The following is a 24,256-nucleotide window of genomic DNA, read 5'->3' as shown; positions in this document are numbered from 1 at the left end:
TCTGTTGGGCAGGACCGCCTGGCTTGATCCGACCAGTTTCGAGCATTATGTCTGGTTTTTTGGTGTCAGTACGGCGAGCGGGGATCCCCGCTCACTGGTCCTGAAGCAGCCCCAGGACGTTGCCGTCGGGGTCGGTGACGGTGGCCACCAGACGGCCGCCGCCGACGTCACGCACGGGGTCCTTCACAGTGGCACCGGCAGCGGTCACCTCGGCCAGCCTCGCCTCGATGTCCGGCACGTGCCAGTAGGCCACCGGCGAGGTCATCGCCTGCGGCCCACCGGCCGGCACCAGCCCGATGTGCTGGCCCGCGGCCTCGAAACCGACGTAGTAGGGCCCGTCGGCCACCGGCTCGACGCCCAGCAGCGCCGCGTACACCGCCTTGGCCGTCGCCAGGTCCGCCACCGGATGCAGCACCGTCTTGATCCCCTGGGTGGAAGAGTCGCTCATGGTTCACTCCTGTTCGAAAAGGTGAGGTCTGTGCTGGTCACGCTAGCCGCACCGTACCGATGCGCGCTTCTCCATTCCTGACCGGTCGCGCCCGGATCCTGTGAGAAACTGACCAGGTGAGACGGCAGGACCTCGACGATCTCGTCCGGCTGCGGCGGGCCCGCGACCGGATGGACCGCGACTACGCCGACCCCCTCGACGTCCCGGCGCTGGCGCGTGACGCCCTGATGTCGTCGGGCCACTTCTCCCGCAGCTTCCGCGCCGCTTTCGGCGAGACGCCCTACAGCTACCTGATGACCCGCCGCATCGAGCGCGCCAAAGCACTGCTGCGGCGCGGCGACCTCTCCGTCACCGAGGTCTGCTTCGCGGTCGGCTGTACGTCGCTCGGGTCGTTCAGCACCCGCTTCACCCAGCTGGTCGGCGAGAGCCCCAGCGCCTACCGGGCCCGCGACCACGACCACGCCGCCGACATCCCCGCCTGCATGGCCAAGATCTACACGCGACCGGTCAGGAACGGAGAAGCGGTCCCGTCCGCCCGCCCATAGGCTGAAGCGCATGGACATCAAGCTCTCCACCTGCTTCATCGCCGTCGACGACCACGACAAGGCGCTCGCCTTCTACCGCGACGTCCTCGGCATGGAGGTACGCAACGACGTCGGATACGAGGGAATGCGCTGGGTGACCATCGGGTCACCTTCCCAGCCGGACGTGGACATCGTCCTCGAACCACCACTCGCCGACCCCAACGCCTCACCGGCCGACAAACAGGCCATGGCCGAGCTGATGGCCAAAGGCCTGCTGCGCGGCATCATCTTCACGACGGACGACTGCGACGCCACCTTCGAGCGCATCAGCGCCGCCGGTGGCGAGGTGCTGCAGGAGCCGATGGACCAGTTCTACGGCGTCCGCGACTGCGCCTTCCGCGACCCTGCCGGCAACATGCTGCGCTTCAACCAGACCCTCGCCAAGTAAGCCTCGACGTCGGGGTTCTGGGGTTGTTCTGGCGTGGTCGGTCGCCCACAGCCCCACGCCCTTTACAATGTAGATTCGTAAGCTGGATAGCATGATAGGTGCATGACAAGCGACGACACCCCCCTGGACGGGGCCGCCGCATGGCGGGCCCTGACGCCGCTGATGGACCTGATGACCCCGATGGCACTCCGGGTGGCCGTGACCCTGCGGCTGCCCGACCTGGTGGACGAGCACGGCTCCGACCTCGACGACCTGGCCGCCCGCGCCGGCGCCGACCCCGACGCGCTGGGCCGGGTGCTGCGCCACCTCGTCGGCCGCGGCGTGTTCGCCGAACCCCGGCCCGGCACGTTCGCGGTGAACGCGACCGCCGCCCTGCTGCGCCGCGACCACCCGTCCGCGGCGTGGCGGTGGCTGGACCTGGACGGGTTCGGCGGCCGGATGGACCTGGCCTTCACCGGCCTGCAGGACACGGTGCGGACCGGCCTGCCCGCCTGGCCGGCGGTGTTCGGGGCGCCGTTCTGGGACCACCTCGACGCCGACCCCGAGCTGAGCGCGTCCTTCGACGCGACGATGGCGGCCAACGCCGCGGGCCGCGAGCTGGCGGAGGGCTACGACTGGCCGGCGCTGGGCCGGGTGGCCGACGTCGGCGGCGGCACCGGCAAGCTGCTGGCCGAACTGCTGCTGCGCCACGACGGCCTGCGCGGGCTGCTGATCGACCTGCCGGACACCGTCTCACGCGGGCAGCGCTACCTGGCCGAGCACGGGCTGGCGGACCGGTGCGAGACGGTCGGGCGCAGCTTCTTCGACGAACTGCCCACCGGAGCCGACGCGTACGTGCTCAACCGGGTGCTGCACGACTGGGCCGACGCCGAGGCGACCGCCATCCTGCGCCGCTGCGCCGGCGCCGCGGGCCCGGACGGGCGGGTGCTGATCCTCGAGTCGCCCAGCACCTCGGAGGTCGATCCGGCCATGTTCGCGGAGATGAACCTGCGGATGCTGGTCCTGACCGGCGGCCGGGAACGAACCGTCGACGACTACCGGACGCTGGCCGAGGCCGCCGAACTGCGGGTCGCCGCCGTGCACGACATCCCACCGTGGCACACCGTCATCGAGTGCGTCCCCGCCACCTGACCATCCTCGCGCGCGGCCCGGAATTGTCGGTGGCCTGTGCCAGAGTGGGCGCCATGCTCGCGATCACGGTGCAGGCAGTCGACGGGGTCGGTGAGCGCGTCGAGGTAGGCGTTGATGTCGTCGGTCCACGGGAAGTTCAGCCAGTCCAGTGGTGATCCAGAGCGTGGCGGCGCGCCCGTACGACCCGCTCGAGCATCCCTCCGCTCAGACCAGGCACCCGTCCTGGCCGTGGTCGTGGAGCCCGACCGCGCCTTCCACGATGCGCCGGTAGTCGGGGCACTGGGTGAAGTCGTCGGCCGTGCACCGCATGAGGTGCTCGATCAGCGCCTTGGACGCCGCGAGCTCCCGCTGACGTTCCTCCAGCTCGGCGTGATGGCGCTGGAGGAGCGCCTGGCGTTCGGCCAGGCCGTAGGCGCCGAGCATCTCCCGGATCTGCTCCAGGCTCATCCCGCCCGCCTTCGCGCGGATGATCGTCAGAACGCGGACGACGTGGTCGCGGGTGTAGCGGCGGCGGCCGCTCACCCGGGCGGCCGGAGTCAGCAGGCCCATCGCCTCCCAGTGGCGCAGGACATGCGGCGCGAGATCGAACCGCTCGGCCAGCTCTCCGATCTGCATGAACTCGCTTGACCTCATGTTGACATTAACTTGCAGAGTTGTCTCCACGTCAAGCGATCACCGCTTTTGGAGGCAGAGATGTTCGACGCCGTCATCGTCGGCGCGGGCCCGGCGGCCCTGACCCTGAGGCGGGTCCACCGTACGGTGCTCCTGCTCGACAACGGGCAGGGCCGCAACGCCCCGGCCGGCCACGTCCACGACTTCCTGACCCGGGACGGCACGCCGCCCGCCCGGCTGCGCGAACCCGGCCGCGCCGAGCCGGCCGACGAGCTGCCCGGCCCGCGCGGGGTGCGGGCGCCGTGGGGGCGCTCCCCCTTCCGCTGCCCGTGCTGCCACGGCCACGAGTGCACCGGCAAGCACGTCACGGTGATCGGCGCGGACCAGGCCCGGGTACGGCTGTGTGCCGACTTCGACCTGCCCAACCCTTTCGCCCGGGAAAGGGGCTGAGCGCCATGACCGCCGGCCTCACACGTACCGCCTCCGGCGCCCCGCCCAGGGCGGGCAACCTGCCCCTGGCCACGGCCGGTCTCCTGATCGGCATGCTGCTGTCGGTCCTGGACCAGACGGTGGTGGCCATCGCCCTGCCCGACATCGCCGCCGACCTCGGCGGCCTGGACGCCATCGGCTGGATCGTCACCTCCTACGTCCTGGCCTCCACCGCGACCGGCGCGCTCTACGGCCGCGTCAGCGACCGGTTCGGCCGCCGCCCGGTCTTCATCGCCGCGGTCGCCGTCTTCGTCGCGGGCTCCGCGCTGTGCGGCCTGGCCCAGACGATCCCCCAGCTGATCGCCGCCAGAACCGCGCAGGGCGTCGGCGCCGGCGCGCTGTTCGTGCTGCCCACGATCGCCCTGTCGGAGCTGTACCCGCAGCACCTGCGCAGCCGCGTCCAGGGCTTCACCGGCGGCGTCTTCGCCCTGGCCAGCGTCGGCGGCCCGCTGGCCGGCGGCGCGATCACCGACGCCTGGGGCTGGCGCTGGATCTTCTACATCAACCTGCCGCTCGGCCTGCTCAGCGTGGCGCTCACCGCCTACGCGCTGCGGCTGCCCAGGCCCGGCGGGGACGGCAGGGTCGACCTGCCGGGGGCCGCGCTGATCGCGGGCGCGATCGTGGCCCTGCTGCTGGTGGCCGAATGGGGCGGCCGGACCCACGCGTGGACCTCCGGGGTGATCCTCGCCCTGGTCGCGGCCTTCGCCGTGCTGCTGGGCCTGTTCGTCTGGTGGGAACGGCGCGCGGCCAACCCGCTCCTGCCGCCGCGGCTGCTGGCCGGCCCGGTCCTGCGGGTCGCGCTACCGGCCACCGCGCTGCTGGGCGCGCTGCTCGGCGGTTCGATCGTCTACCTGCCGACCTATCTACAGGCCGCGTACGGGATGGGCGCCACCCAGGCCGGCCTGGCGCTCAATCCGTACGTCCTGACGTTCATGGCCGTCTCCTTCCTGGCCGGAGCCCGCATCGGCGGCGGGTTCAAGCCGTACCTGATCGCCGGGTCGGTGATCGCGGTGCTGGGATTCACGTTGCTGAGCCGCCTCGAGCCCGGCAGTCCGTACGTCCTGCTCGCCGTGGGGATCGGCGTGCTGGGAGCCGGCTTCGGGCTGCTCATGCAGAACCTGGTCGTCCTCGCGCAGAACGCGGCCTCCCCCGCGGAGCTGGCCGCCACCACCTCGGCCACGGTGTCCGTCCGCGGGCTGGGCCTCTCGCTCGGCGTGGCGATCTTCGGCAACCTCCTGACCCGGCAGCTCCAGGGCCGTGCCCCGAGCCCGGAGGCGACCGCGGCGGCCATCCCCGACGTCCTGTTCTGGGGAGCGCCGGCCGCGGCCGTACTGGTGGCGCTGATGGTCCTGCTGCCCTCGCCCCGCGGTCAGGCGCTCAGCGAGTCGAGCAGCCGCAGGCGCTCGGCCGAGTCCGTCCCGGGCGCCGCGCCGAGGAAGATGATCCGCTGGCCGGGGTCGTCGGGCACGCGCATGGTCTCCTCGTTGAGCTCCAGCGGGCCGACGAGGGGATGGTTGACCCGCCGCACCGAGTAGGTGCACTCGGCGACCCGCTGGCTGCCCCAGACGCGGGTGAAGTCGGGGCTCTTGATGCTCAGCTCGCCGATCAGCTCGGCCAGCAGGGGATCGTCCGGCATGTCGCCGGTGGCCATGCGCAGGTAGGCGGCGACCTCGTCGGCGTGCGTCTCCCAGTCGGGATACAGGTCGCGCATGGCCGGGTCGAGGAACATCGTCTTGGCCAGGTTCACCCGCTGACCGGGGTTCAGGCCGTACAGCGCGTAGCCGAGCCGGTTGGCGCCGAGCAGGTCGAAGTACCTGCCGAGGATGATCGCCGCCTGGTCGGCGACCCCCTCCACCAGCGCCACCACCGACGGGCGCAGCCGCTCGGGGCCGTAGGGACGGCGCGCCACCTGCACCTGTTCGGGCCGGGCGAGCCGCACCAGGTGCATGCGCTCATCGGCGGTCAGCTGGAAGGCGTTGCCCAGCGCCTCCAGCACCGAGTCCGACATCTGATGGCTCTCGCCCTGCTCCAGGCGCGTGTAGTAGTTGACGCTGATCCCGGCCAGCTGCGCCACCTCGTCACGGCGCAGGCCCGGCACCCGGCGCGAGGTGCCGTAGGTCGGCACGCCGCCGGCCTCGGGCGTCAACGCGGCACGGCGGGCGCGAAGGAACTCCCCCAGCTGCTCTCCCATGCCCCCATTGTCGCCGCATCCGGCGGCCGCTCCCATCCCCTGGCATGGGTACCCAGGACAGGGGCAGGCGCCCGCGCGAGAACGCCGCCAAGGTGGAGGCATGACCGACAAGAAGATCATCGCCGTGGTCGGGGCCACCGGAGCGCAGGGCGGCGGACTGGTCCGCGCCATCCTCGCCGACCCCGACGGACCGTTCACCGTCCGCGCCCTCACCCGCGACACCGCCTCCCCGCAGGCCCGCGCCCTGGCCGAGCAGGGCGCCGAGGTCGTGTACGCCGACCTCGACGACGAGGACAGCGCGCACCACGCCTTCGCCGGGGCCTGGGGCGCGTACGTCGTGACCAACTTCTGGGCCCGGCGCACCCCCGAGCAGGAGGCCGCGCGCGATGCCGCCCGCATGGAGATCGACCAGGCGCACGCGGCCGCCCGCGCCGCCAAGGCCGCCGCGCTCAGGCACGTCGTGTGGTCCACGCTCGAGGACACCCGGCCGCACTTCGCCCACCTGGGCCGCCGGGTGCCGACGCTGCTCGGGGAGTACGCGGTGCCGCACTTCGACGCCAAGGCCGAGGCCAACGCGGCCTTCACCGGTCTCGGCGTGCCGACCACGTTCCTGCAGACCACCTTCTACTACGAGGCCTTCCTCCAGGGACAGGGCCCGCACCGCGACGCGAGCGGCCGCCTCGTGCTGACCCTGCCCATGGCGGGCAACCCGATGTCCATGATCGCCGCCGAGGACATCGGCCGCACCGCGCTCGGCATCTTCCGGCGGGGCCCGGAGTTCGTCGGCCGCACCGTGAGCATCGCCGGCGAGCACGCCGACGGCAAGGAACTCGCGGAGAAGTTCACCACGCTGCTCGGGGAGCCGGTGACCTACGCGCCGCTGACCTACGACCAGATGCGGGCCGCCGGCTTCCCCGGCGCCGTCGAGATCGGCAACATGTTCGAGTTCTACTCCGAGGCGTCCGCGTACTTCACCGGCGTACGTGACCTCGGCCTGGCACGCGAGCTCAACCCCCGCCTGCGCTCCCTCGACGACTGGCTGAACGAGCACCGCGACGAGATCACGGCCGCCATCTGACGGCCGCGGCCTACGATCACACTCCGTCTCCGGGGACCGGACGCCCCCGGAAGATCCGCCAGATCAACCACGCCTGCAGCAGACCGGCGCCGGCCAGGACCACGGTGAGCAGCACCGGGTTCGCGATCTGAGGCGGCACCAGGTGCCATCCCCACCAGATCAGCCAGCCGAGGGGGAAGGTGACGCCGACGAGCGCGACGCCGCTCAGCAGGATCGGATCCCGCACCGTCAGCAGGATCACCAGCGAGACCACGCCGAGAACCACCACGAGAGCGGCGTAGACGACGGCGAGCACAGCCGCGACCTTGCCGTTCCTGTAACGGCGCATCCGACCACGTCCTTCACGGGAGACGACGGCGTCCACCCACGATCCTTTCACGGACGCCCGGCCGCGACCCTCCTCGACGCCTCCAGCGCAGGGGCGGTGTCGCGCCCGCACCTTCTCCCACGGCGTGTCGAGGGCGAACCCGACCGCGTGGCCGAGCGCCGTCGCCTGCCCGGCTCGCCCTCGGCAGCCGGATGCCCCGCCGCCCTGGCCGACCACGCCTGACCTTCGGTGGTGGTGTCGTCGTCCGTACTCCACCCGCCGTAGCCGCACCTCCTGATACCCCCCGGGGAGTATAGGGCGGTGACGTCACCGGGACGACGACACCACCACGCCCGGACCGCGATGCTCGACACCTCATCCGGAAGAAAGGCATCGCCCCATGTCATCGACCCTGGTACGGCACATCACCCCCGTCCTCCCGCACCGCGCCCGCGGCGTGGTGGCCGAAGTGTACGCGCAGGTCAACGCCGAGTTCAGCAGCATCGGCCCGGCCGTGATGATGATGTCGCCCTCCCCCGAGCTCATGGCCGCGGGCTGGTCGCTCATGCGCGAGAGCCAGCTGGCCGGCGACGTCCCGGCACTGGAGAAGGCCGTCGTGGCGCTCGGCGCGGCGCAGGCCAACGACCTCGACTACGACATTCAGGCGTTTCTGTCGGTGCTGCGCCTGCTGGGCGAGCCGCACCTGGCCGAGGCCATCGAACGCGGCGACCCGCCCGCCGACGCCAGGCTCGCCGCCCTGCTGGACTGGGCCGCCTCCACCGGAGTGGCCGCCCGGGAGCCGCAACGGCCCCCGTTCCCCGCCGGACCCGAAGCCGCCGAATTCCTCGGCACGCTCCTGTTCACGCACTTCGTCGACCGGGTAGCGGCCGCCATGCTGCCCGCCGGGCTGACCCCCGGCACCCTGTCCCCCGACGACGAACCGCCCTTCGACGGCGCCCCCGTCCTGCGCCCGCTCGACCAGGACCTGCGCCCCGGCGCCACGCTCCCCCTGCTGGACGGCCTGCCCACCGCGCCACCCCCGCCGTGGGCCGCCGACCACCCGATCGGCGCCGCGTACGCCGCCCTCACCGCCACCGCCACCCAGGGCGCCGGCCTGCTCACCCCTGAGGCCGCGGACGTGACGGCCGAGGTGATCGCCGAGCACCGGGGCCGCCGCCTGCCGGTCGGCGACTGGCTCGACCTGCCGCTGGCGGGCCTGACACCGGACGAGCGGGCGGGGGCGCGGGTCGCGATCCTCGCGGGCCTGGCGCCGCACGCCATCACCGACGAGCACGTCGCCGCCTGGCGGGCCACCGACCGCCGCTTCAGCGACCACTGCACCGTCTTCCTGCTCGCCTACGGCGCCATGACCGCCGTCACCCGCATCGAAGCCGACATCACCACCTGACCCGCACCGGACGGGCTGACCACCGCGATCATCGTCGACCGGCAGCGCAACCCCCACCTGCGCTACCGGCCTCGGGGAACATCGGTACAGCGGTCAACACCAAGCCGGTGATCTTGTTCAGTCCGGAACTCCGAGGCCGGTGACGCGGTTCTCGTACTCGCGCCGGGCTTTGCGCTGGGCACCGACGGTGGGGACACCCTGGCCGCCGTCGAGCGGTTGGCGATGGACCCTGGCACGGCCGTGATGCGCAGGCTGTAGCCCTGGCCGCGCCGTACGGTCACCCCTTGGTCGAGCGCGGCCCGCTCGGCGGACTCCAGGCCGGACGCGCGGAGGAAGTCCGCGACCTTGCCCGGCATGTCGAGGGTGACCGGCAGCTCCGGAGCGGGGGTGTCCTCCTGCGAGATGGCGTCGTGGTCGGGCATGAGGTCGGCGACCGCCGTGCGGATCGCGCCGCGGCTGACGCCGTGGTCGCGGGCAGCGATCGAGCGGCCCTCCAGGTACGCGGTGCGGACGTCGTCGGTCTTCTCGGCCGCCACGGCGGGGCGGCGCCCACGAGGATGTGCCCGGTGCCGCGTACGAGGCGGAACATCTCGGAGATGTGCACGGTCGAGGAGCGGGCGCGGACGGGCGGTCGGCGAGCGCGCCCAGCCAGGCGGGGATGGGCACGTGCCGGGCGAGCAGCTCCAGCTCGTGGCGGAACCGGCGGCTCGGGGTGGCGCGCAACGCGTCGAGCCCGGCCTGCAGACCGTCGCGGGCCGCCGCCGGCGTGAGGAAGTCACGGCGGCCATGGCCGGGCCTCGGCTCTGCCGGTCGTTGCGGACCACGTACGGGATTTGAGACCACGAGGAGCCCATGGCAGGCTCATGCCGCATGATCGATGAATTCGCGAAAGACAACCTGCACGGGAGACTGCGGCGGGACCGCAAGGCGCTGCTCTGGAAACTCGACGGCTTGTCCGAATACGACGCCCGCCGACCTTTGACAGCGACCGGGACCAACCTCCTCGGCCTGGTCAAACACGTGGCCAGCGTCGAGGCCAGGTACTTCGGCGAGGTCTTCGACCGCCCTTCCCCCGAACCGCTGCCCCGGTGGCAGGACTCCGACGGCAGCGATCTGTGGGCGACCGAGGACGAGACCCGCGATCAGATCATCGGGTTCTACCGGCGCACGTGGGAACACTCGGACGCGACGATCAACGAGCTTCCCCTCGACGCCCCCGGCCACGTGCCGTGGTGGCCGGAGCCTTATCCCAACACGAACCTGTTCGCCGTCATGGTCCATGTCCTCGGCGAGTCCAACCGGCACGCCGGGCACGCCGATATCCTGCGCGAGGGCCTCGACGGCCGGACCGGGATGCGCCCCGAACACGAGCAGCAGATCGACGAGAAAGCCCGTGCAGCCTACTGCGCGAAGATCGAGCAGGCCGCCAGGACGGCCGCACCAATCACGGCTTAGTTATACATACCAGGCAGCCTGACATCAGCCCCCCTACCGACGCTTGCGATTTCCGAGCACCCCGGCCACCTGATATGCCCGCGTCACCCGATGCGGGCGTTCAGTCCACGCCTTCGTCGTCCTCGTCCAGCTCGGGCGCGTCCGGGTCGCGCAGCGGGCGCAGGGCGCCGGCGGCCGGGGTCGAGGCGGTGAAGCTGCAGCGGCCGAACGGGTTCAGGGTGCGGTGCTTGAGCGGGGAGAGCCGGGTGATGTCCTCCCCACGGACGGTCTCCTCACCGGCGGCGCGGCGCGAACGGCGGGAACCCCGCCACGTCCACATCCGCGTCCGGCCACCGCCGCCGCAGCGCCTCGCCCACCCGCCACCCCCACCCGGCCAGCCCCAGCAGCACACCGAACGACTCAGCCACCCGGGCCGCCGCCTCCACCGTCGCCACCAGCTGCACCCGGCTGTCATCACCCGCCGCCCGCCCATCCACCTGCGACAACCGCTGCAACCGCAGCAACACGTACGAGAAGCACGCCGCCGCCAGCCCGAACCCGAACCGCCGATCGTCCTCCGCCTCCGCCACCCCCACGGCCAGAGCCCGCCGATACGCCTCCCCCATCCCCCCGTCCACCGACAGCCACGCGGGACCCGGAACGTATAGGCAGACCGCGTCATGCAGCGCATGCGTGAACCCGGCGAACTCGAAATCGATCACCCGCGCGTCCGGCGCCCCCGCCGCCCGCACCAGAACGTTGTTCGCCTCCGGATCCCCGTTGCTCAACGCCAAAAAGGGGCCCGGGTCCCCCAGCTCCTCCAGCACCACCGCCAGCTCCCGCTCAGCACCACCGGCGACCTCCACTCCCAAGGCCGCGACCTGCAGCCGCCCTTCCTCCCGGAACCCGGCGAACCTCCCCACGCAGTCCGCCACCCGATCGACCGCCCCCAGAGCCGCCCTGCGCGCGTAGTAGACCTCCGCCCGGCCGGCGGTCACGGCGTTGAGCTCACCGCGCACCCGGGCGAACGCCGCCAGCCGCTCCCCGTGCGCCGCCGCCCCGTCCGCCCGCAGCAGGCCGTCCAGCGGCACCCGCGGCGCCAGATCCTCCAGCACCACCAGCTCCGCCGCCGGATCCGCGGCCACCACCCGCGGCGCCAGCCGCACGCCGAGATCCTCGGACAGGAACCCCAAGGCGGCCACCTCGCTCGGCAACCGCCACGACTCCGAACGGTCGGGACCGGGCCCATGAGGCCGCATCCACTTCACGATCACCGAGCCGTGCGAGCCGCTCAGCTCCGCCCGCGCGACCGCCCAGGGCTCCAGCCGCCGCCACCCGACGACGGTGGCAGGCGACAGCAGCCTCTCGACCTTGCCGACAAGGTTGTTCTCTGTGGGATCGAGGATGATCATCAGCCCGGCGCCTTTACAAAGTAGATTTCTTAGGGAGGGCGACCAGGTGCTGCAGCCGCCGCGCCTCCTGGACCAGCCTGCTCGACCCCTTGCGGGCCGCCACCGCCGCCACATCCGGCAGCTCGGCCCGTACGCCGGCGATCCTGGCCGCCCGAGCCCCCGCCGCCAGCAGGTCGGCCGCGCCCGCGCGGGGCCGTTCGCCCTCCTGGGGCAGCAGCCCGGGCAGGAGCCGCACGACCACCTCCCACACCGCCTCGTGCGCGCCGGCCTGCGTGGCGTCGTCGAGCACCGACACCACCCGGTTGAGCTTGAGGAACCCCTCGACGATCAGCTTGGTGAGCGTCTCCGCCAGCGCCTGCGCCGGCACCCGGCCGCGGGCGGCCAGCGTCAGGAGGGCGTCGGTGGCCGCGGCGCGGTCGGCGGCGTTCTCGTGACCCATGCCGCAGGCGAGCGCGTGCGCCACGGCGCTGCCGAGCGGCCCGTCGGCGTGGGCCAGGCCGACCAGCGACTGCGTCTGCGACTCGCTGGAGTCGATGCAGATCGACATCATCCAGACCATGTGCGCGGCCACGATCTCCGGGTGCGAGGGCATGGCGAGCGGCCACCACTCGAGCGTGAACGCGTAGCCGGTCTGCGGCCGGTAGAGCGGGCGGAGCTCCTCGGGAAGATCGTCCGGCACGTCCAGCACAGGGCGCAGGGCGGGCAAACCCGACAGGTAGTAGCCGTTGCGCTCGGTGCGCAGGTGGACCGTCACCCGCGGATCGGGGGCCCCGCCGTCGCGCATCCAGGCGGCGCACGCGCGGCCCGCCTCGGAGGTCAACCGCTGTGCCCGCCGCACGCACCCGTCGGGGAGGTCGCGGGGCAGCCGCAGCAGGGCCTGGACCAGGTCGCCGGGCAGTGCCCGCGCCCCGGCGGCCTCCAGCAGCTCGAGCCGGTCGAGCAGCACCCCGGGATCGACGTGGCCGCTGCCCGCCGTGGGCGTGGCCAGCAGGACCGGGTAGCCGTCACCCTCCTCGAACGAGCGCGCGAGCTCGGCCGCGCGGCCGAAGTAGAGCTGCTTGAACCCGCCCAGGGTCGGCGGCTGCCGGATGGCGTCCTTGGGCAGCGCGTCCGCAGCCTCCGGCGCGGCGAACGCCAGGAACGCCCGGCGCACGGCATGGACCGGGTCCTCGCGGTTGTGACCGAAGAAGATCGAATCGAACGGCTCCAGCCAGGGACGTAACGCCTCGCGCAGCGCGTCGGGCGCCCGCCGCGACCACTCGACCAGGCCGGCCAGCAGGCGTTCGTACGTGTGCGGGTCCACCTCGGGGGCGCTCACCGCGCGTACGAGCTGGTCCGGCGAGGCGTACGGCGGCGGCAACGCCGGCCCTTGCCCCACCGCCGGCAGCGGCGTGACGATCACCTCCTCGGCGGCGATGTCACCCCCGTACGCCGCCGAGACCCGCTCCAGCAGCTCCTCGGGCAGCCCGGCCGCCGCCTGCCGCACCGCCTCCCGGCCGGCCTCCCCCGCCCGCGGGGCCAGCTTGACGGCCAGCCGCACGGCCCGCTCCTGCAACGCCAGCGTGTCCTGGGCGAAGATCAGGGACATGGCGGCCAGCACGACGTCCGCGCGGCGGGCGTCACGCAGCACGGCGTCGCCCGCCCACGACAGGGCCGCGCGCAGCAGCTTCTTCTCCGGCCGGAACGCCAGCGCCTCCATCGCCTCGGCGAACAGCTCCTCCTCCAGCCGCCCCGCCTCCTCCAGCCGCCGCAGCTGCGCCAGCGCCAGGTCGGCCACCGCGACCGGCCCGGCGGGCAGCAGCCGGGTGTAGTCTCTGGCCCGCTCGGCGGACTCGTCGATGTCGAGGTCGAGCCGATCGTGCAGGACGACCAGGGCGCTCAGCGCCGACGGCCCGTCACGCAGCAGCCGCCCCACGATGCCGTCGATGACCGGTTTGCGCTCCAGCAGGCCGTCCTCGACGAGCCGGGCGACGGTCCCCACCTGCGCGGGAAGGGCCTCGCCCAGGCCGTCGACCTCGAAGAGCCGCGGCGCGAACGCGGTGAACAGCGGATCGGTGGCCGCCGTCCCCGGGTGGAGCGCGCGTAACCAGCCCACCATGAACGCGTCGCCGTCCGGCGGCTCGATCCCGGTCTCGCGCACGAGCGCCGCGGCCACCTCCCAGTGGCGCATGTCGTTGAGGCGCAGGCGGGCGGCGATGCGGCGGGCCACGTCCGCCCGCCACTCGGCCGGCCGCTGCCGCAGCAGCAGGATGACGCGCTCGTCGTCGGGCTCGATCCACTGGAACTCGCGTCTGAACAGCCACGCCGTGACGGCCGCCGCGCCGCCCAGGCACGCCACGCCCGCCAGCCGCAACGGCCTGAGCTGGTGCCGCCAGGACCACCAGTCCTCCACCCGCAGCCCGGACAGGTGGCGCGGCAGCTGCGCCGCCACCGCCTTGCGATCGTCGGCGTCCAGCTCGAGGAGCAGGCGGAAGACGCGGGCCACGTCACCGCCCTTGGCCGGCTTGACCAGGCGCTCCCACGCGCTCATCCGGCCACCTCCGATGCGGACCGGGAAGAACCGGCGCATGACCACACCTCCGCTGCGTCAACCATGACGGTGACCCTAGCGATCACCCACGACAATCTCGGGCCTCACGCATCGACCAGCCCTTTGACGGGGTCAGAGCCGGGTTCGGGCCGGCTCGCCCACGGCCGCGCGCTCCCGCTGCGGCGCGGGAGCGACGGGGGCCCTCATGAACGCCGCGGCGACGGCCGTGGCGGCCAGCAGCACGAGGCCGAGCCCGAATGCCGGCACCGCCGCGGCGTTCCCGTCAGAGCCGCCGCCCAGGCCGTGCAGGAAGACGCTGCCGAGCAGCGCGATCCCCAGCGTGCCGCCGAACTGCTGGACGGCGTTGAGCAGACCGGCCGCCGACCCGACCTGATGGGGGTGCAGGCGCGCCAGGGCGGCGGTGAAGAACGGGACGGTGACCATGCCGTTCCCGGCCCCGCACACCGCCAGCGCCGCGAGCAGCGGCCACGGGTACGCGCCCGCGTAGGCGGCCAGAGCCCCGAGCACCCCGGCGAACAGGACGGCGAGCCCGGCAAACATGACCCGTGACAGGCGGCGCGGCGTCATCCGCGCGCCCACGACCGCAGAGGAGATCGCCAGCCCGACCGACCACGGGAGCAGGGTCAGCCCGGCGGTCAGGACGTCGCGGCCCAGGCCGAGCTGCACCTGCAACACGATGACCAGCATCAGCCCGTTGGTCACCGCGAACAGCAGCGTCGAGGTCGCCAGCGCGGCCGGGAAGACCCGGTCGCCGAACAGGCTCGGCTCGACCAGGGGAGCACGCCCCAGCCGGGCCCGGCGGCGCTGGTGGAGCCCGAATGCCACCAGGACGAGGACCCCGGCGACGAGCATGGCCGCGCCCCACCCCGGCGAGATGGCGTCGCCGCCCTCGATGAGCGGGTAGACCACCAGCCCGGCACCCAGCACCGCCAGCCCGGTCCCGGGCACGTCCACCCGGGGCGGCCGCGCGGCCCGGTCCTCGCGGAGCCAGGGGCCGACGGCGAGCACTGCGACGGCGAGGGGCACGTTGACCAGGAACGCCGCCCGCCACGACGAGCCGAACAGATCGGCGTGGGTAAGCACGGCCCCGAGCATCGGCCCGAAGATCACCGACAGGCCCATGACGGGCCCGATGGTGCTCATGGCCCTGGCCAGCTCGGCTCCGGCGAACATCGAGCGGATCAACCCGATCGTCTGCGGGATGATCAAGGCGGCGGCCGTGCCCTGGAGCGCCCGCGCGCCGATCAGCACGCCCGCGCCGGGCGCCAGCGCGCAGCACAACGACGCCAGCGTGAACCCGGTGATCCCGATCAGGAACACCCGCTTGCGGCCGAGCATGTCCCCCAGCCGGCCACCCAAGATCAGGAACGCCGCGAACGGCAGCGTGTAGGCCGAGCTGAACCACTGGATGGCGGACTCGGAGCCGCCGAGCCCGGCGCGGATCACCGGCGCCGCCACCTGCACGATCGTCGAGTCCAGCACGTTCATCGCCTCAGCGGTCAGCAGCGCGCCCAGCACGACCCACCGCCACCGGTAGGCCATCGTCGGATCCTCCCGAACCGGCATGTCCAGCCCCCTCAGTCGTACGGATGACTTCCGCGACCAAGGCTGCGGCCACCGGCATCGACGATTCCACAATGCCCGCGATGTTCGGGGGATTTTTCCACGAAGCCGGATCTCGTGCATTATTTGCTCATGCTCGACGATCTGGACCGCGGTTTGATCCATGCCCTGCACATCGACGGGCGGGCGCCGTTCAGTGGCATCGCCCGGGTGCTGGGCGTGTCCACCCAGACCGTGGCCCGCCGCTACCAGCGGCTGCGCGCGAACGCCTCCCTGCGCGTCGTCGGGCTGCCCGACCCGTCCCGGGTGGGGCGCAGCCAGTGGGTGGTCCGCCTCACCACCAGCCCGGTCGCGACCCGTACCCTCGCCCAGGCCCTGGCCCGACGGCCCGACACGTCATGGATCAAGCTGCTGTCCGGCGGCACCGAGATCTTCGCCATGGTCCACGTCCCGCACGGCGTGGACGACCCGCCTTCGATGCTGCTGCACGACCTGCCCAGGAAGGCGGGGATCACGTCGGTCTCCGCCCAGTACCTGCTCCACCCCTACCGGGGCGGGCCCACCGCGTGGCAGGGCATCGCCCAGACGCTCGACGAGAAGCAGCAACGGCAGCTCAGGCCGGCCGCGGCTGACGTGCCCGCCGCGCCGTCGGGCCGGCCGTCACTGGACCGCGCCGACCAGGCCCTGCTCGACGCCCTGCGCCACGACGGCCGCGCCGGCTACGCCGACCTCGCCAGGAGCACCGGCTGGTCCGAGGCCACGGTGGCGCGGCGCCTGGCCGACCTGCGCGCCCACGGCACGATCTTCTTCGACCTCGAGATCGACCCCGTCCCCCTCGGCGTCGCGACCCAGGCGCTGCTCTGGATGGCGATCGCGCCGGCGCACCTCGACCGGGTGGCCACCGCCCTGGCGGGCCACGACGAGCTCGCCGCCGTCGCCCACACCACCGGCCCCACCAACCTGCTGGCCCACGCGCTGTGCTCCGGCACCGATCATTTGCACCGCTACATCACCCACCGGCTGGGGGCGTTGCCCGAGATCCGCACCATCGAGACCGCCCCCGTCCTGCAGACCGTCAAGCACGCCGGACCGCTCCGGCCCGGCGCCTGACCCTCACGAGCCGGCCGCGCCGAGCAGCCTGGCCGCCGCCGCCCTGGCGCGCAGCATCGCCGTACGGTCGTCGTCGACCACCACGCGCGCGTTGGCGCCGTCGATGAGCAGCAGCAACGCGTCGCCCACCTCTTCGGGCCGCGCCAGGCCCGCCTGCCCGGCCAGCGTGGCGAGCGTCCCGCGCAGCCACGACTTGTAGGCCGAGATCACCGCCCGCGCCGGATGCCCGGGATCGGGCAGCTCGACCGCCGCGTTGGTGAACGGGCACCCGCGAAAGCCCTCGCGGCCGTGCCCCTCGGCCAGCCAGTCGAAGACCGCCAGCACCGCCTGCCCGCCCCGGACGTCGCTGCCGGCCAGGTACGCGCTCAGGGCGGCCTGCCGGGCGGCGCTGCGGCGGGCGAGGACCGCCGCCACCAGGTTCTCCTTGGACCCGAACTGGGCGTACAGGGTCGGCTTGGACACCCCGGCCCGCTCCACCAGCGTGTCGACGCCGGTGGCGCGGATGCCCTCGGCGTAGAAGACCTCGGTCGCCACCTCCAGCAACCGCTGCCCGCCCGGACTGAGCCGCCGATCCTCCATCCGCACATACTTACAGGTCAGTAAAGCCCGCGGCAACACCGGCGGCCCGGACGGCGCGGCCGCCCACCGCCCGCAGGTACGCCAGCAGTTCCGGCGGCTCGTGCACCTCGAACTCGCAGCCGAGCATGAGCAGCCGCGCGGCCAGCCACTCCAGGGTGTCGGCGTGCCCGTGCAGCTCGCAGCTGTGCCCGTCGACGGGCCGGACGTCGCCCGGAGCGGCGCCGAGCCGCTCGATCGCCTCCTCGGCCGGCAGGCGCAGGGTGGCCCGCACCTCGTAGGTGGGGGCGAGCGAGTAGATCTTGCGGGTGATGAAGGCGGCCGCGTCCGGCTCGGGCGGCTCACGGAGCGCGAACCGGACGCCGGTCGGCCGCGGGGCGCTGAGCCGGTCGACGCGGAAGATCCGCCAGTCGTCGCGGTCGTTGTCGTACGCGAGCAGATACCAGCGGCGCCCGCCGGCCACCAGGCGGTAGGGCTCGACCAGCCGGCTGGACCGGCTCCCGTCGTTCGCCTGGTAGTCGAAGCGCAGGCGTTCGCGGTTGGCGGCCGTCCAGGCGAGCACCGCCAGGTTCTGCGGATCGACGCTCGGCCCGTTCGCGGCCGTCATCGACACCGTGGCGGCCCCGAGCGCGCCGACGCGCTGCCGCAGGCGCGCCGGCAGCACCTGCTCCAGCTTGGCCAGAGCGCGCACGGAGGCCTCCTCCATGCCGTCCACCGGCTGCCCGGCCGCCACGCGCAGGCCCACCGCGATGGCCACCGCCTCCTCGTCGTCCAGCAGCAGCGGCGGCATGGCCTTGCCGGCGATGAGCCGGTAACCGCCCGCCGCCCCCATCGTCGCCTGCACCGGGTAACCGAGCTCGCGCAGGCGGTCGATGTCGCGGCGGACCGTTCGGGGGCTGACCTCCAGCCGTTCGGCCAGCTCGCTGCCGGGCCATTCGCGCGGGGTCTGCAGCAACGACAGCAGCGCGAGCAGCCGTGCGGGGGTGTCGCTCATGACTCCAAGTATGGGCGTCATCTAGGACATGGATCGACCTAGATGGCTCCTACTGTCGGCACGTCATCGCGACCGCAGGAGGACAATCATGGGCACCGAGATCCGCCCTTTTCACATCGACATCCCCCAGGCCGACCTGGACGACCTGAACGACCGGCTGGCCCGTACCCGGTGGTCCCGGCAGCTGCCGGGTGAGGGCTGGAGCCGCGGCGTCCCCGCCGCGCACCTCGAGGAGCTGGCCGCCTACTGGCGGGACGGCTACGACTGGCGCCGGCACGAGGCGCGGCTGAACGGGTTCCCGCAGTTCATGACGGAGATCGACGGTCAGGACATCCATTTCCTGCACGTGCGCTCCGCCGAGCCGGACGCCCTGCCGCTCATCCTCACGCACGGCTGGCCGAACTCCTTCGTGGAGTTCGCCGACCTGATCGAGCTTCTCACCGACCCCCGCGCGCACGGCGGCGACCCCGCCCAGGCGTTCCACGTCGTCGTGCCGTCGCTGCCCGGATTCGGGTTCTCCGCGCCGCCGCGCGAGACGGGCTGGGACGTCACGCGCGTGGCGCGGATCTGGGCGGAGCTGATGCGCCGCCTCGGGTACGACCGCTACGGCACCCAGGGCGGCGATTACGGCGCGTACGTCGCCCCGGAGGTCGCCACGGCCGACCCGGAGCACGTGATCGGCGTCTACGTCATCAGCGGGCTCGGCTTCCCCACCCAGGACGACGTCCCGGAGATGACCGAGGACGAGCGGGCGGCGTTCGCGCGGCTGCAGGAGCAGGACTGGATGAACGGCGTGGACCACCACGGGCTGCTGCGCGCGGCGCCGGCGACCTTCGCCTACGGCTGGCACGACTCCCCGGTGGCGGCGCTGGCCTGGATGACGCAGAAGTTCAAGGAGTTCACCGTCGCGGCCAAGACGCCGGAGGAGGTGATCGACCGCGACCTCTTCCTCACGAACGTGAGCCTCTACTGGCTCACCGGGACCTTCGGCACCTCGTCCTGGCCCTACTACGAGAGCACGGGGCTCGGCTGGCCGAAGGGGCAGACGGTGGTGCCGACCGGCGTCTACAGCGGGCCGCCCGGGATCCGGCGGCTCGCCGAGCGGCACAACACCATCCTGCACTGGCCGGAGGACAACACGGCCGGACACCACTTCGTCGCCATGGAGCAGCCCGGCCGCTTCGCGGCCGACCTGCGCGCGTTCTTCGCCAAGGTCCGCTGACCCTTCCTGGTGCGGCCGCGCCGGTGACGCGGCCGCACCAGGGTCAGAGGAGTTCGACGTACCCCTCGGTACCGTTGACGCGGATGAGCCGGCCGTCCTCGATGCGCCGGGTGGCGTTCTCCACGCCGACGACCGCGGGCAGGCCGTACTCCCTGGCGACCACGGCGCCGTGGGTCATCACCCCGCCGACCTCCATCACGACACCCTTGACCGAGACGAACAGCGGCGACCAGCTCGGGTCGGTGTAGACGGTGACGAGGATGTCACCCTCCTCGACGTCCGCCTCGTCCATGCTCAGCACGATGCGGGCGCGCCCCTCGACGACGCCCGACGACACGGCGATGCCCGCCAGCGCGCCTTCGGGCAGGGCGCCGGTGTCGTACTCGCCGGAGATCACCTCACCCTCGGAGGTGATGACGCGCGGCGGCGTCAGCTTCCGGTCCTCCTCGAACGCCTCCCGCCGCTCGTCGATGAGCGCGGGGTCGATCCTCCCGGTCCGCACGACCTCCCTGAACTCCTCCAGCGACAGGAAGTACACGTCCTGCGGGTCCCTGATCACCCCGCGGGCGACGAGCTCGGCGGCCTCGGCCAGCAGCGCCCGCTTGTACAGCTCGTAGCGCTGGAGCAGGGCGTGCTTGGAGTACTCGCGGTAGCCGATGAAGTGGCGGATGAGGCTCATCTGCCGGGCCGCCTTCTTCGCCTTCCGCTCGCCGCCCGGCAGCGCCCTGAGGCGTTCCAGCAGGCCGGCGATGGTGCTCTCGGCCTCGGCGCGGCCGCGTTCGACCTTGCGGGCGCGCTCGCCGGGCGCGAAGTTGCGGACGTTGCTCAGCAGGAGCGGGACGAGCTGGGTGGGGTCCTCGCTCCACCGGGTCCGGGTGATGTCGATGTCGCCCGAGCAGTGCATCCCGTACGTGCGCAGGTAGCCCTCAAGGGCGCGGCGGGCCTCGGGACCGCCCTCCAGGCCGTCGAGCCCGATGAGGAGCGTGTCCCGGCCGGCGCGTTCGAGGTGCTCGACCACCGCCGGGTACGGGCGGACGGCGTCCGCGACGGCCAGCAGGTCGAGGCCCATGGCGGCCACCACGTTGTGGTCGGCGGACTGGGCGATGGCGTCGGCGGCGTTCTGCACGCCGAGCCAGGCCTTCATGCGCTTGTTGACCCAGTTCACCGCCTGGATGCCGACGAAGGCCGCCGCCACGCTGCGCGGGTCGAAGGTGAGCCGGGCCAGCACGTCGTGGTCGTCCAGGATGTACGCGAACAGCTCGTCCCCAGACTTGCCCGCGATGCCGCGGCGCAGCTCCTCGACCGTCCGCTCGTTCTCGGCGATCAGCTCGGGCACGGCCTCGGTGTCGTCCTTGCCGGACATCTTCAGATATTGGCGGGCCATCGGCAGCAGCCCGCCCTCGCCGAAGTCCAGCATCGAGGTCTTGCCGTGGGCCAGGTCGCGCACGAAGTCCTTCCTGGTCAGGACCTGGCGCAGGGCGTTGGCCATGAGGACGTCCACCTGGCCGAGGCTCTTGAGCGTGACCGCGCGCGCCCACGACGAGGACAGTTCGGGCGAGACGTCCTTGTAGAACCGGCTGCCGGACACCGTTCCCGCCGAGCGGCCCAGCCGGTCGTGCAGGAGCGCGAACAGCGACAGGCCCAGGGGCTTGAAGGCGTCGGTCATCATCTGGCGGTGGCCGTACGACATGAAGACGTGGTTCTTGCCGTCGGCCGTCCCGGGCACCGGGTAGAGGGTGGTGATCGGGCGGCTCTGCAGGATCTGGAACTCGCCGCCGGCCAGGCCCCACTCGATGTCCTGCGGGCGGCCGAAGTGGCTCTCGATGCGGCGGCCGAGGCGTTCGAGGCGGAGGATCTGCTCGTCGCTCAGGGTCTGCACGTGCCGGCGGGCGGGCTCGATCTCCCGCTCCTCCGTGCCGCCGTCCGGGGAGGGGCGCAGCTCGATGTCCTGGGTGACGACGTTGCGCGCGGTGATCTCGCCCGCGCGTACGCGGTAGTTGTCGGCGTTCGCCACGCCCGACACGAACGCCTCCCCGAGGCCGAACCCGGCGTCGATCGAGACCACCTTCCGGTTGCACGTCACCGGGTCGGCGGTGAACATGATGCCCGCCGCCTCGGGGAAGACCATCTGCTGCACGACCACCGACACGCGCACCGCGCGGTGCTCGAAGCCGCTCTTGATCCGGTACGCCACCGCCCGGTCGGTGAACAGCGACGCCCAGCAGCGCCGCACGCTCGCGAGCACCGCCGGGGCTCCCCTGACGTTCAGGTAGGTGTCCTGCTGCCCGGCGAACGAGCTGGACGGCAGGTCCTCGGCGGTGGCGCTGGAGCGCACCGCGCAGGGCACGTCGCCGAGCTCCCCGAGGCGGCGCAGGATGTCGTCCTCGATCTCGGCCGGTACGGGCAGCGTCTCGACGGCCTCCCGGAGGCGGGCGGACGCCTCGGCGATCCCGGCACGGTCGTCCGCGCGCAGCCCGGAGAGCCCGTCGATCAGCGCGGCGATCGTCGCGTCCGACTCGACGACCGCGCGGTAGGCCTCGGTGGTGACGCAGAAGCCCGGCGGCACCCGCACCCCCTCGACGGCGGACAGCTCGCCGAGGTTGGCCCCCTTGCCGCCGACCAGGGGGAGAAGCGTCTTGTCGATGTCGTGGAAGCCGAGCACGTAGGCACCCATGGCGTGTTCCCGTCTGCCTGTCATGGCCAATTAGGATACAGAGCTGACCTGTATCTTAATCCTCCGCGACCGCGGCGGGACCCCCGGGGTGGCTCAGGTACGCGTCGAGCCCGGCGGCGCCGGTCAGCATGGCGCGACCGCGGGCCGTCAGCCGGGTCTGCCAGTCCCGCAGGGTCGCCTCCAGGGGCGCGATCCCCCCGGCGGAGCGCACCTGGGCGAGCAGCGGGGCGATCTGCTCCAGCAGGTAGCCGCCGCGTCTGAGCTGGTGGGCCAGCCGGGCGTCGCGCACGTCGGCGGCCGTGTAGACGCGGTAACCGGTTTGAGGGTCACGGCGCGGATTGACCAGCCCGGCGCGCTCCCACTTGCGCAGCGTCGCGGGCCTGATGCCGAGCCTCCTGGCCAGCGGGCCGATGAAGGTGACGCCACCGGGCCCGGGCCGCTCCACCGGCGCCGGCACTCCGGGCCTCTCCTCCGCCGTCAGGTCGCGCAGCGCCCGCTCCACGGCCTGCAGCGTCCGGCGGTCGTCGAGCAGCTGCGCGTGGCTCTCGTCGACGAGCCGCAGGGCCTCCTCGACCGCGCCTCCGTTCACCTCCCGCATGATCGAGGTGGCCGTCTGGTGGCCGTGGCCGGGGATCAGGGTGAGGAAGGCGCGCAGGGCCTCCCGGTGGACGGGGGTATAGGTGCGGTAGCCGTGGGGAGTGCGCGCGGCCGGCGGGAGGATGCCCGCCTCTTCGTAGTTGCGGATCGCCTGCGTGGACAGGCCGTGCTCGCGCGCCAGATCCACGGGCCGGAGTCGCTCGCGGGGCATGGGCAAAGTTTACACAGAAGGTTCAACGATACGGTTGAAGGCATGGAATCCGCGATCCTTCACTCCGGCTGGCCCTTCGAAGGCGCCGCGATCACGAAGCTGCTCAGATCGTTCCCGGCTCCGCCGCGCCTGCTCGGCCTCGGCGAGCCCACGCACGGCGAGGAGGCGTTCCTCCGGCAGCGCAACGAGGTCTTCCGCCACCTCGTGGAGCACGAGGGCCATCGGTCGATCGCGATCGAGAGCGACTGCCTCGCGGCGCTGGTCGTGGACGCGTACGTCACGGAGGGCGTGGGGACGCTCGACGACGTCATGCGGCGCGGCTTCAGTCACGGGTTCGGCGGCTCGGCCGCCGACCGGGAGCTCGTGAGCTGGATGCGGGAGCACAACCGGCACCGGCCCGCGGCCGAGCGGATCCGGTTCTTCGGCTTCGACGGGCCGCTCGAGCTGGCCGGGCCCGGCAGCCCCCGTCCGGCCCTCGCCGGGCTGCACGGCTATCTCGCCGCCCACCTCGACGTGCCGTCCTTCGACACCGTCGACCGGCTGCTCGGCGCCGACTCCCGGTGGACGAACCCCGACGCCACCATGGACCCCGCGCGGTCCGTCGGCCGCTCGCCCGACGCCGTCGAGCTGCGCCTCATGGCGGACGACCTCGTGGCCCTGCTCACGGCGGAGTCACCGCGCCTGATCGCCGCGACCTCGCGGGAGGCGTGGTGGCGGGCCTGCCTGTTCGGGCGTACGGCCACGGGCCTGCTCCGCTACCACGCGGGGATGGCGGACACGTCGCCGGCCCGGGTCATGCGCCTCATGGGGTTGCGGGACACGATGATGGCCGAGAACCTCCTGGCCCTCGCACCCCGCTACGGCCCGGCGCTGGTCCACGCCCACAACCGGCACCTCCAGCGAGACAGGAGCGTCTGGCAGACGGCGGGCTGGCAGGGCGGCGACCTGCTGCTGGAGTGGTGGAGCGCCGGCTCGATCGTCGCGGCGCAACTGGGCGACGCGTACGCCTTCATCGCCTCGACCTCGGGCGGCGCGGCGACCCCTCCGGACACCCTGGAAGGCGTCCTGCACGCCGCCCTGCCGCACGACGGTTACCTCATCGCCTCCGAACGCCTGGCCGGGGCGCTGGAGGGCATCGAGCTGACTCCCCAGACCGACACGAGCTCCGGCTACTTCGCCCTGGACCCCGGCCAGGTGCACACGACCGACGGCATCCTCTTCCTCAAGAACATCCCACCGACCGGGTAACCCCGCCCCTCCGGGGCCCACCCATGCG

23 protein-coding genes and 1 pseudogene are annotated in these 24,256 nt (G+C 72.7%); 11 read left to right on the top strand and 13 right to left on the bottom strand.

Annotation, left to right across the window (positions count from 1 at the left end):
* Nucleotides 1-91: 91 nt before the first annotated feature.
* Nucleotides 92-448, bottom strand: coding sequence for a VOC family protein (locus tag AB0L65_RS42970; protein ID WP_364258342.1), 357 nt, complete (start codon nucleotides 446-448; stop codon nucleotides 92-94).
* A 170-nt stretch (nucleotides 449-618) separates the two neighbouring features.
* Between AB0L65_RS42970 and AB0L65_RS42965 the strand changes: the two genes are divergently transcribed.
* From AB0L65_RS42965 to AB0L65_RS42955, 3 genes are all read left to right on the top strand, one after another.
* Nucleotides 619-993: a helix-turn-helix transcriptional regulator gene (locus AB0L65_RS42965; protein ID WP_364258453.1), complete on the top strand. Its 375-nt coding sequence runs from the start codon at nucleotides 619-621 to the stop codon at nucleotides 991-993.
* Nucleotides 994-1,003: 10 nt separating this feature from the next.
* Nucleotides 1,004-1,420, top strand: a complete 417-nt coding sequence (locus AB0L65_RS42960) for a VOC family protein (RefSeq protein WP_364258340.1) — start codon at nucleotides 1,004-1,006, stop codon at nucleotides 1,418-1,420.
* Nucleotides 1,421-1,522: 102 nt separating this feature from the next.
* On the top strand, nucleotides 1,523-2,551 hold the full coding sequence (locus tag AB0L65_RS42955) for a methyltransferase (RefSeq protein WP_364258337.1): 1,029 nt from the start codon (nucleotides 1,523-1,525) through the stop codon (nucleotides 2,549-2,551).
* Between the two features lie 204 nt (nucleotides 2,552-2,755).
* On the opposite strand, the gene AB0L65_RS42950 is transcribed toward AB0L65_RS42955, so the two are convergent.
* Nucleotides 2,756-3,184: a MerR family transcriptional regulator gene (locus AB0L65_RS42950; protein ID WP_364258334.1), complete on the bottom strand. Its 429-nt coding sequence runs from the start codon at nucleotides 3,182-3,184 to the stop codon at nucleotides 2,756-2,758.
* A 60-nt stretch (nucleotides 3,185-3,244) separates the two neighbouring features.
* Between AB0L65_RS42950 and AB0L65_RS42945 the strand changes: the two genes are divergently transcribed.
* Together AB0L65_RS42945 and AB0L65_RS42940 are read left to right on the top strand one after the other, a co-directional pair.
* Complete coding sequence (locus tag AB0L65_RS42945) at nucleotides 3,245-3,613, top strand: hypothetical protein (protein ID WP_364258332.1); 369 nt, start codon at nucleotides 3,245-3,247, stop codon at nucleotides 3,611-3,613.
* A 5-nt stretch (nucleotides 3,614-3,618) separates the two neighbouring features.
* Nucleotides 3,619-4,419: pseudogene (locus AB0L65_RS42940) on the top strand (MFS transporter); the annotation flags it as partial.
* Nucleotides 4,420-5,021: 602 nt separating this feature from the next.
* Here AB0L65_RS42940 and AB0L65_RS42935 read toward each other — a convergent pair.
* The gene (locus tag AB0L65_RS42935; RefSeq protein ID WP_364258329.1) at nucleotides 5,022-5,843 is read right to left on the bottom strand and encodes a helix-turn-helix transcriptional regulator; all 822 of its coding nucleotides are present in this window, start codon (nucleotides 5,841-5,843) and stop codon (nucleotides 5,022-5,024) included.
* Between the two features lie 100 nt (nucleotides 5,844-5,943).
* Between AB0L65_RS42935 and AB0L65_RS42930 the strand changes: the two genes are divergently transcribed.
* Complete coding sequence (locus tag AB0L65_RS42930) at nucleotides 5,944-6,921, top strand: NmrA/HSCARG family protein (protein ID WP_364258326.1); 978 nt, start codon at nucleotides 5,944-5,946, stop codon at nucleotides 6,919-6,921.
* A gap of 16 nt (nucleotides 6,922-6,937) precedes the next feature.
* On the opposite strand, the gene AB0L65_RS42925 is transcribed toward AB0L65_RS42930, so the two are convergent.
* Nucleotides 6,938-7,249 (bottom strand): hypothetical protein, encoded by a 312-nt coding sequence (locus tag AB0L65_RS42925; protein WP_364258323.1) that lies wholly within the window; start codon nucleotides 7,247-7,249, stop codon nucleotides 6,938-6,940.
* A 379-nt stretch (nucleotides 7,250-7,628) separates the two neighbouring features.
* Between AB0L65_RS42925 and AB0L65_RS42920 the strand changes: the two genes are divergently transcribed.
* Nucleotides 7,629-8,636, top strand: coding sequence for a DNA-binding protein (locus AB0L65_RS42920; RefSeq protein WP_364258320.1), 1,008 nt, complete (start codon nucleotides 7,629-7,631; stop codon nucleotides 8,634-8,636).
* 62 nt (nucleotides 8,637-8,698) lie between these two features.
* Here the strand turns inward: AB0L65_RS42920 and AB0L65_RS42915 are convergent, their stop codons facing one another.
* The gene (locus AB0L65_RS42915; protein ID WP_364258317.1) at nucleotides 8,699-9,172 is read right to left on the bottom strand and encodes a hypothetical protein; all 474 of its coding nucleotides are present in this window, start codon (nucleotides 9,170-9,172) and stop codon (nucleotides 8,699-8,701) included.
* Between the two features lie 334 nt (nucleotides 9,173-9,506).
* Between AB0L65_RS42915 and AB0L65_RS42910 the strand changes: the two genes are divergently transcribed.
* Nucleotides 9,507-10,091, top strand: a complete 585-nt coding sequence (locus AB0L65_RS42910; RefSeq protein WP_364258314.1) for a DinB family protein — start codon at nucleotides 9,507-9,509, stop codon at nucleotides 10,089-10,091.
* A gap of 100 nt (nucleotides 10,092-10,191) precedes the next feature.
* On the opposite strand, the gene AB0L65_RS42905 is transcribed toward AB0L65_RS42910, so the two are convergent.
* The 4 genes from AB0L65_RS42905 to AB0L65_RS42890 all read right to left on the bottom strand — a co-directional run bounded on the left by AB0L65_RS42905 (nucleotide 10,192) and on the right by AB0L65_RS42890 (nucleotide 15,599).
* Nucleotides 10,192-10,410 carry a hypothetical protein gene (locus tag AB0L65_RS42905; RefSeq protein ID WP_364258312.1) on the bottom strand — a complete coding sequence of 73 codons (219 nt, stop codon included), beginning with the start codon at nucleotides 10,408-10,410 and terminating at the stop codon, nucleotides 10,192-10,194.
* The gene (locus AB0L65_RS42900) at nucleotides 10,364-11,482 is read right to left on the bottom strand and encodes a phosphotransferase (protein WP_364258309.1); all 1,119 of its coding nucleotides are present in this window, start codon (nucleotides 11,480-11,482) and stop codon (nucleotides 10,364-10,366) included. The genes AB0L65_RS42905 and AB0L65_RS42900 overlap by 47 nt, the downstream gene beginning before the upstream one ends.
* A gap of 13 nt (nucleotides 11,483-11,495) precedes the next feature.
* Nucleotides 11,496-14,051, bottom strand: coding sequence for a DUF6493 family protein (locus AB0L65_RS42895; RefSeq protein WP_364258306.1), 2,556 nt, complete (start codon nucleotides 14,049-14,051; stop codon nucleotides 11,496-11,498).
* 93 nt (nucleotides 14,052-14,144) lie between these two features.
* A complete protein-coding gene (locus tag AB0L65_RS42890) occupies nucleotides 14,145-15,599 on the bottom strand; it encodes an MFS transporter (protein WP_364258304.1) in 1,455 nt (484 codons plus the stop codon).
* A 129-nt stretch (nucleotides 15,600-15,728) separates the two neighbouring features.
* Between AB0L65_RS42890 and AB0L65_RS42885 the strand changes: the two genes are divergently transcribed.
* Nucleotides 15,729-16,706, top strand: a complete 978-nt coding sequence (locus AB0L65_RS42885; protein ID WP_364258301.1) for an Lrp/AsnC family transcriptional regulator — start codon at nucleotides 15,729-15,731, stop codon at nucleotides 16,704-16,706.
* Nucleotides 16,707-16,709: 3 nt separating this feature from the next.
* On the opposite strand, the gene AB0L65_RS42880 is transcribed toward AB0L65_RS42885, so the two are convergent.
* Nucleotides 16,710-17,285 (bottom strand): TetR/AcrR family transcriptional regulator, encoded by a 576-nt coding sequence (locus tag AB0L65_RS42880; RefSeq protein WP_364258298.1) that lies wholly within the window; start codon nucleotides 17,283-17,285, stop codon nucleotides 16,710-16,712.
* A 10-nt stretch (nucleotides 17,286-17,295) separates the two neighbouring features.
* A complete protein-coding gene (locus tag AB0L65_RS42875; protein WP_364258295.1) occupies nucleotides 17,296-18,276 on the bottom strand; it encodes a YafY family protein in 981 nt (326 codons plus the stop codon).
* Nucleotides 18,277-18,364: 88 nt separating this feature from the next.
* Between AB0L65_RS42875 and AB0L65_RS42870 the strand changes: the two genes are divergently transcribed.
* The gene (locus tag AB0L65_RS42870; RefSeq protein WP_364258292.1) at nucleotides 18,365-19,498 is read left to right on the top strand and encodes an epoxide hydrolase; all 1,134 of its coding nucleotides are present in this window, start codon (nucleotides 18,365-18,367) and stop codon (nucleotides 19,496-19,498) included.
* 43 nt (nucleotides 19,499-19,541) lie between these two features.
* Here AB0L65_RS42870 and rph read toward each other — a convergent pair whose 3' ends face one another.
* Nucleotides 19,542-22,196, bottom strand: a complete 2,655-nt coding sequence (rph, locus tag AB0L65_RS42865; RefSeq protein ID WP_364258289.1) for a rifamycin-inactivating phosphotransferase — start codon at nucleotides 22,194-22,196, stop codon at nucleotides 19,542-19,544.
* Nucleotides 22,197-22,227: 31 nt separating this feature from the next.
* The gene (locus tag AB0L65_RS42860; RefSeq protein ID WP_364258286.1) at nucleotides 22,228-22,980 is read right to left on the bottom strand and encodes a TioE family transcriptional regulator; all 753 of its coding nucleotides are present in this window, start codon (nucleotides 22,978-22,980) and stop codon (nucleotides 22,228-22,230) included.
* A gap of 42 nt (nucleotides 22,981-23,022) precedes the next feature.
* On the opposite strand from AB0L65_RS42860, the gene AB0L65_RS42855 reads away from it, so the two are divergent.
* Complete coding sequence (locus AB0L65_RS42855; RefSeq protein ID WP_364258283.1) at nucleotides 23,023-24,228, top strand: erythromycin esterase family protein; 1,206 nt, start codon at nucleotides 23,023-23,025, stop codon at nucleotides 24,226-24,228.
* Nucleotides 24,229-24,256: the final 28 nt, after the last annotated feature.

The sequence above is a fragment of the Nonomuraea sp. NPDC052116 genome, from assembly GCF_040680035.1.
GTDB classification, from domain to species: Bacteria; Actinomycetota; Actinomycetes; order Streptosporangiales; family Streptosporangiaceae; genus Nonomuraea; species Nonomuraea angiospora_A.
This window is presented reverse-complemented; position numbering and strand designations above follow the sequence as displayed.

Coding starts and splice junctions, on each gene's coding strand:
- AB0L65_RS42920 (WP_364258320.1), top strand. CDS start 7,629: ATGTCATCGACCCTGGTACGGCACATCACCCCCGTCCTCCCGCACCGC.
- AB0L65_RS42855 (WP_364258283.1), top strand. CDS start 23,023: ATGGAATCCGCGATCCTTCACTCCGGCTGGCCCTTCGAAGGCGCCGCG.
- AB0L65_RS42970 (WP_364258342.1), bottom strand. CDS start 448: ATGAGCGACTCTTCCACCCAGGGGATCAAGACGGTGCTGCATCCGGTG.
- rph (WP_364258289.1), bottom strand. CDS start 22,196: ATGACAGGCAGACGGGAACACGCCATGGGTGCCTACGTGCTCGGCTTC.
- AB0L65_RS42955 (WP_364258337.1), top strand. CDS start 1,523: ATGACAAGCGACGACACCCCCCTGGACGGGGCCGCCGCATGGCGGGCC.
- AB0L65_RS42910 (WP_364258314.1), top strand. CDS start 9,507: ATGATCGATGAATTCGCGAAAGACAACCTGCACGGGAGACTGCGGCGG.
- AB0L65_RS42895 (WP_364258306.1), bottom strand. CDS start 14,051: ATGCGCCGGTTCTTCCCGGTCCGCATCGGAGGTGGCCGGATGAGCGCG.
- AB0L65_RS42885 (WP_364258301.1), top strand. CDS start 15,729: ATGCTCGACGATCTGGACCGCGGTTTGATCCATGCCCTGCACATCGAC.
- AB0L65_RS42870 (WP_364258292.1), top strand. CDS start 18,365: ATGGGCACCGAGATCCGCCCTTTTCACATCGACATCCCCCAGGCCGAC.
- AB0L65_RS42930 (WP_364258326.1), top strand. CDS start 5,944: ATGACCGACAAGAAGATCATCGCCGTGGTCGGGGCCACCGGAGCGCAG.
- AB0L65_RS42935 (WP_364258329.1), bottom strand. CDS start 5,843: ATGGGAGAGCAGCTGGGGGAGTTCCTTCGCGCCCGCCGTGCCGCGTTG.
- AB0L65_RS42950 (WP_364258334.1), bottom strand. CDS start 3,184: ATGAGGTCAAGCGAGTTCATGCAGATCGGAGAGCTGGCCGAGCGGTTC.
- AB0L65_RS42905 (WP_364258312.1), bottom strand. CDS start 10,410: ATGTGGACGTGGCGGGGTTCCCGCCGTTCGCGCCGCGCCGCCGGTGAG.
- AB0L65_RS42900 (WP_364258309.1), bottom strand. CDS start 11,482: ATGATCATCCTCGATCCCACAGAGAACAACCTTGTCGGCAAGGTCGAG.
- AB0L65_RS42960 (WP_364258340.1), top strand. CDS start 1,004: ATGGACATCAAGCTCTCCACCTGCTTCATCGCCGTCGACGACCACGAC.
- AB0L65_RS42880 (WP_364258298.1), bottom strand. CDS start 17,285: ATGGAGGATCGGCGGCTCAGTCCGGGCGGGCAGCGGTTGCTGGAGGTG.
- AB0L65_RS42860 (WP_364258286.1), bottom strand. CDS start 22,980: ATGCCCCGCGAGCGACTCCGGCCCGTGGATCTGGCGCGCGAGCACGGC.
- AB0L65_RS42890 (WP_364258304.1), bottom strand. CDS start 15,599: ATGCCGGTTCGGGAGGATCCGACGATGGCCTACCGGTGGCGGTGGGTC.
- AB0L65_RS42945 (WP_364258332.1), top strand. CDS start 3,245: ATGTTCGACGCCGTCATCGTCGGCGCGGGCCCGGCGGCCCTGACCCTG.
- AB0L65_RS42875 (WP_364258295.1), bottom strand. CDS start 18,276: ATGAGCGACACCCCCGCACGGCTGCTCGCGCTGCTGTCGTTGCTGCAG.
- AB0L65_RS42965 (WP_364258453.1), top strand. CDS start 619: ATGGACCGCGACTACGCCGACCCCCTCGACGTCCCGGCGCTGGCGCGT.
- AB0L65_RS42925 (WP_364258323.1), bottom strand. CDS start 7,249: ATGCGCCGTTACAGGAACGGCAAGGTCGCGGCTGTGCTCGCCGTCGTC.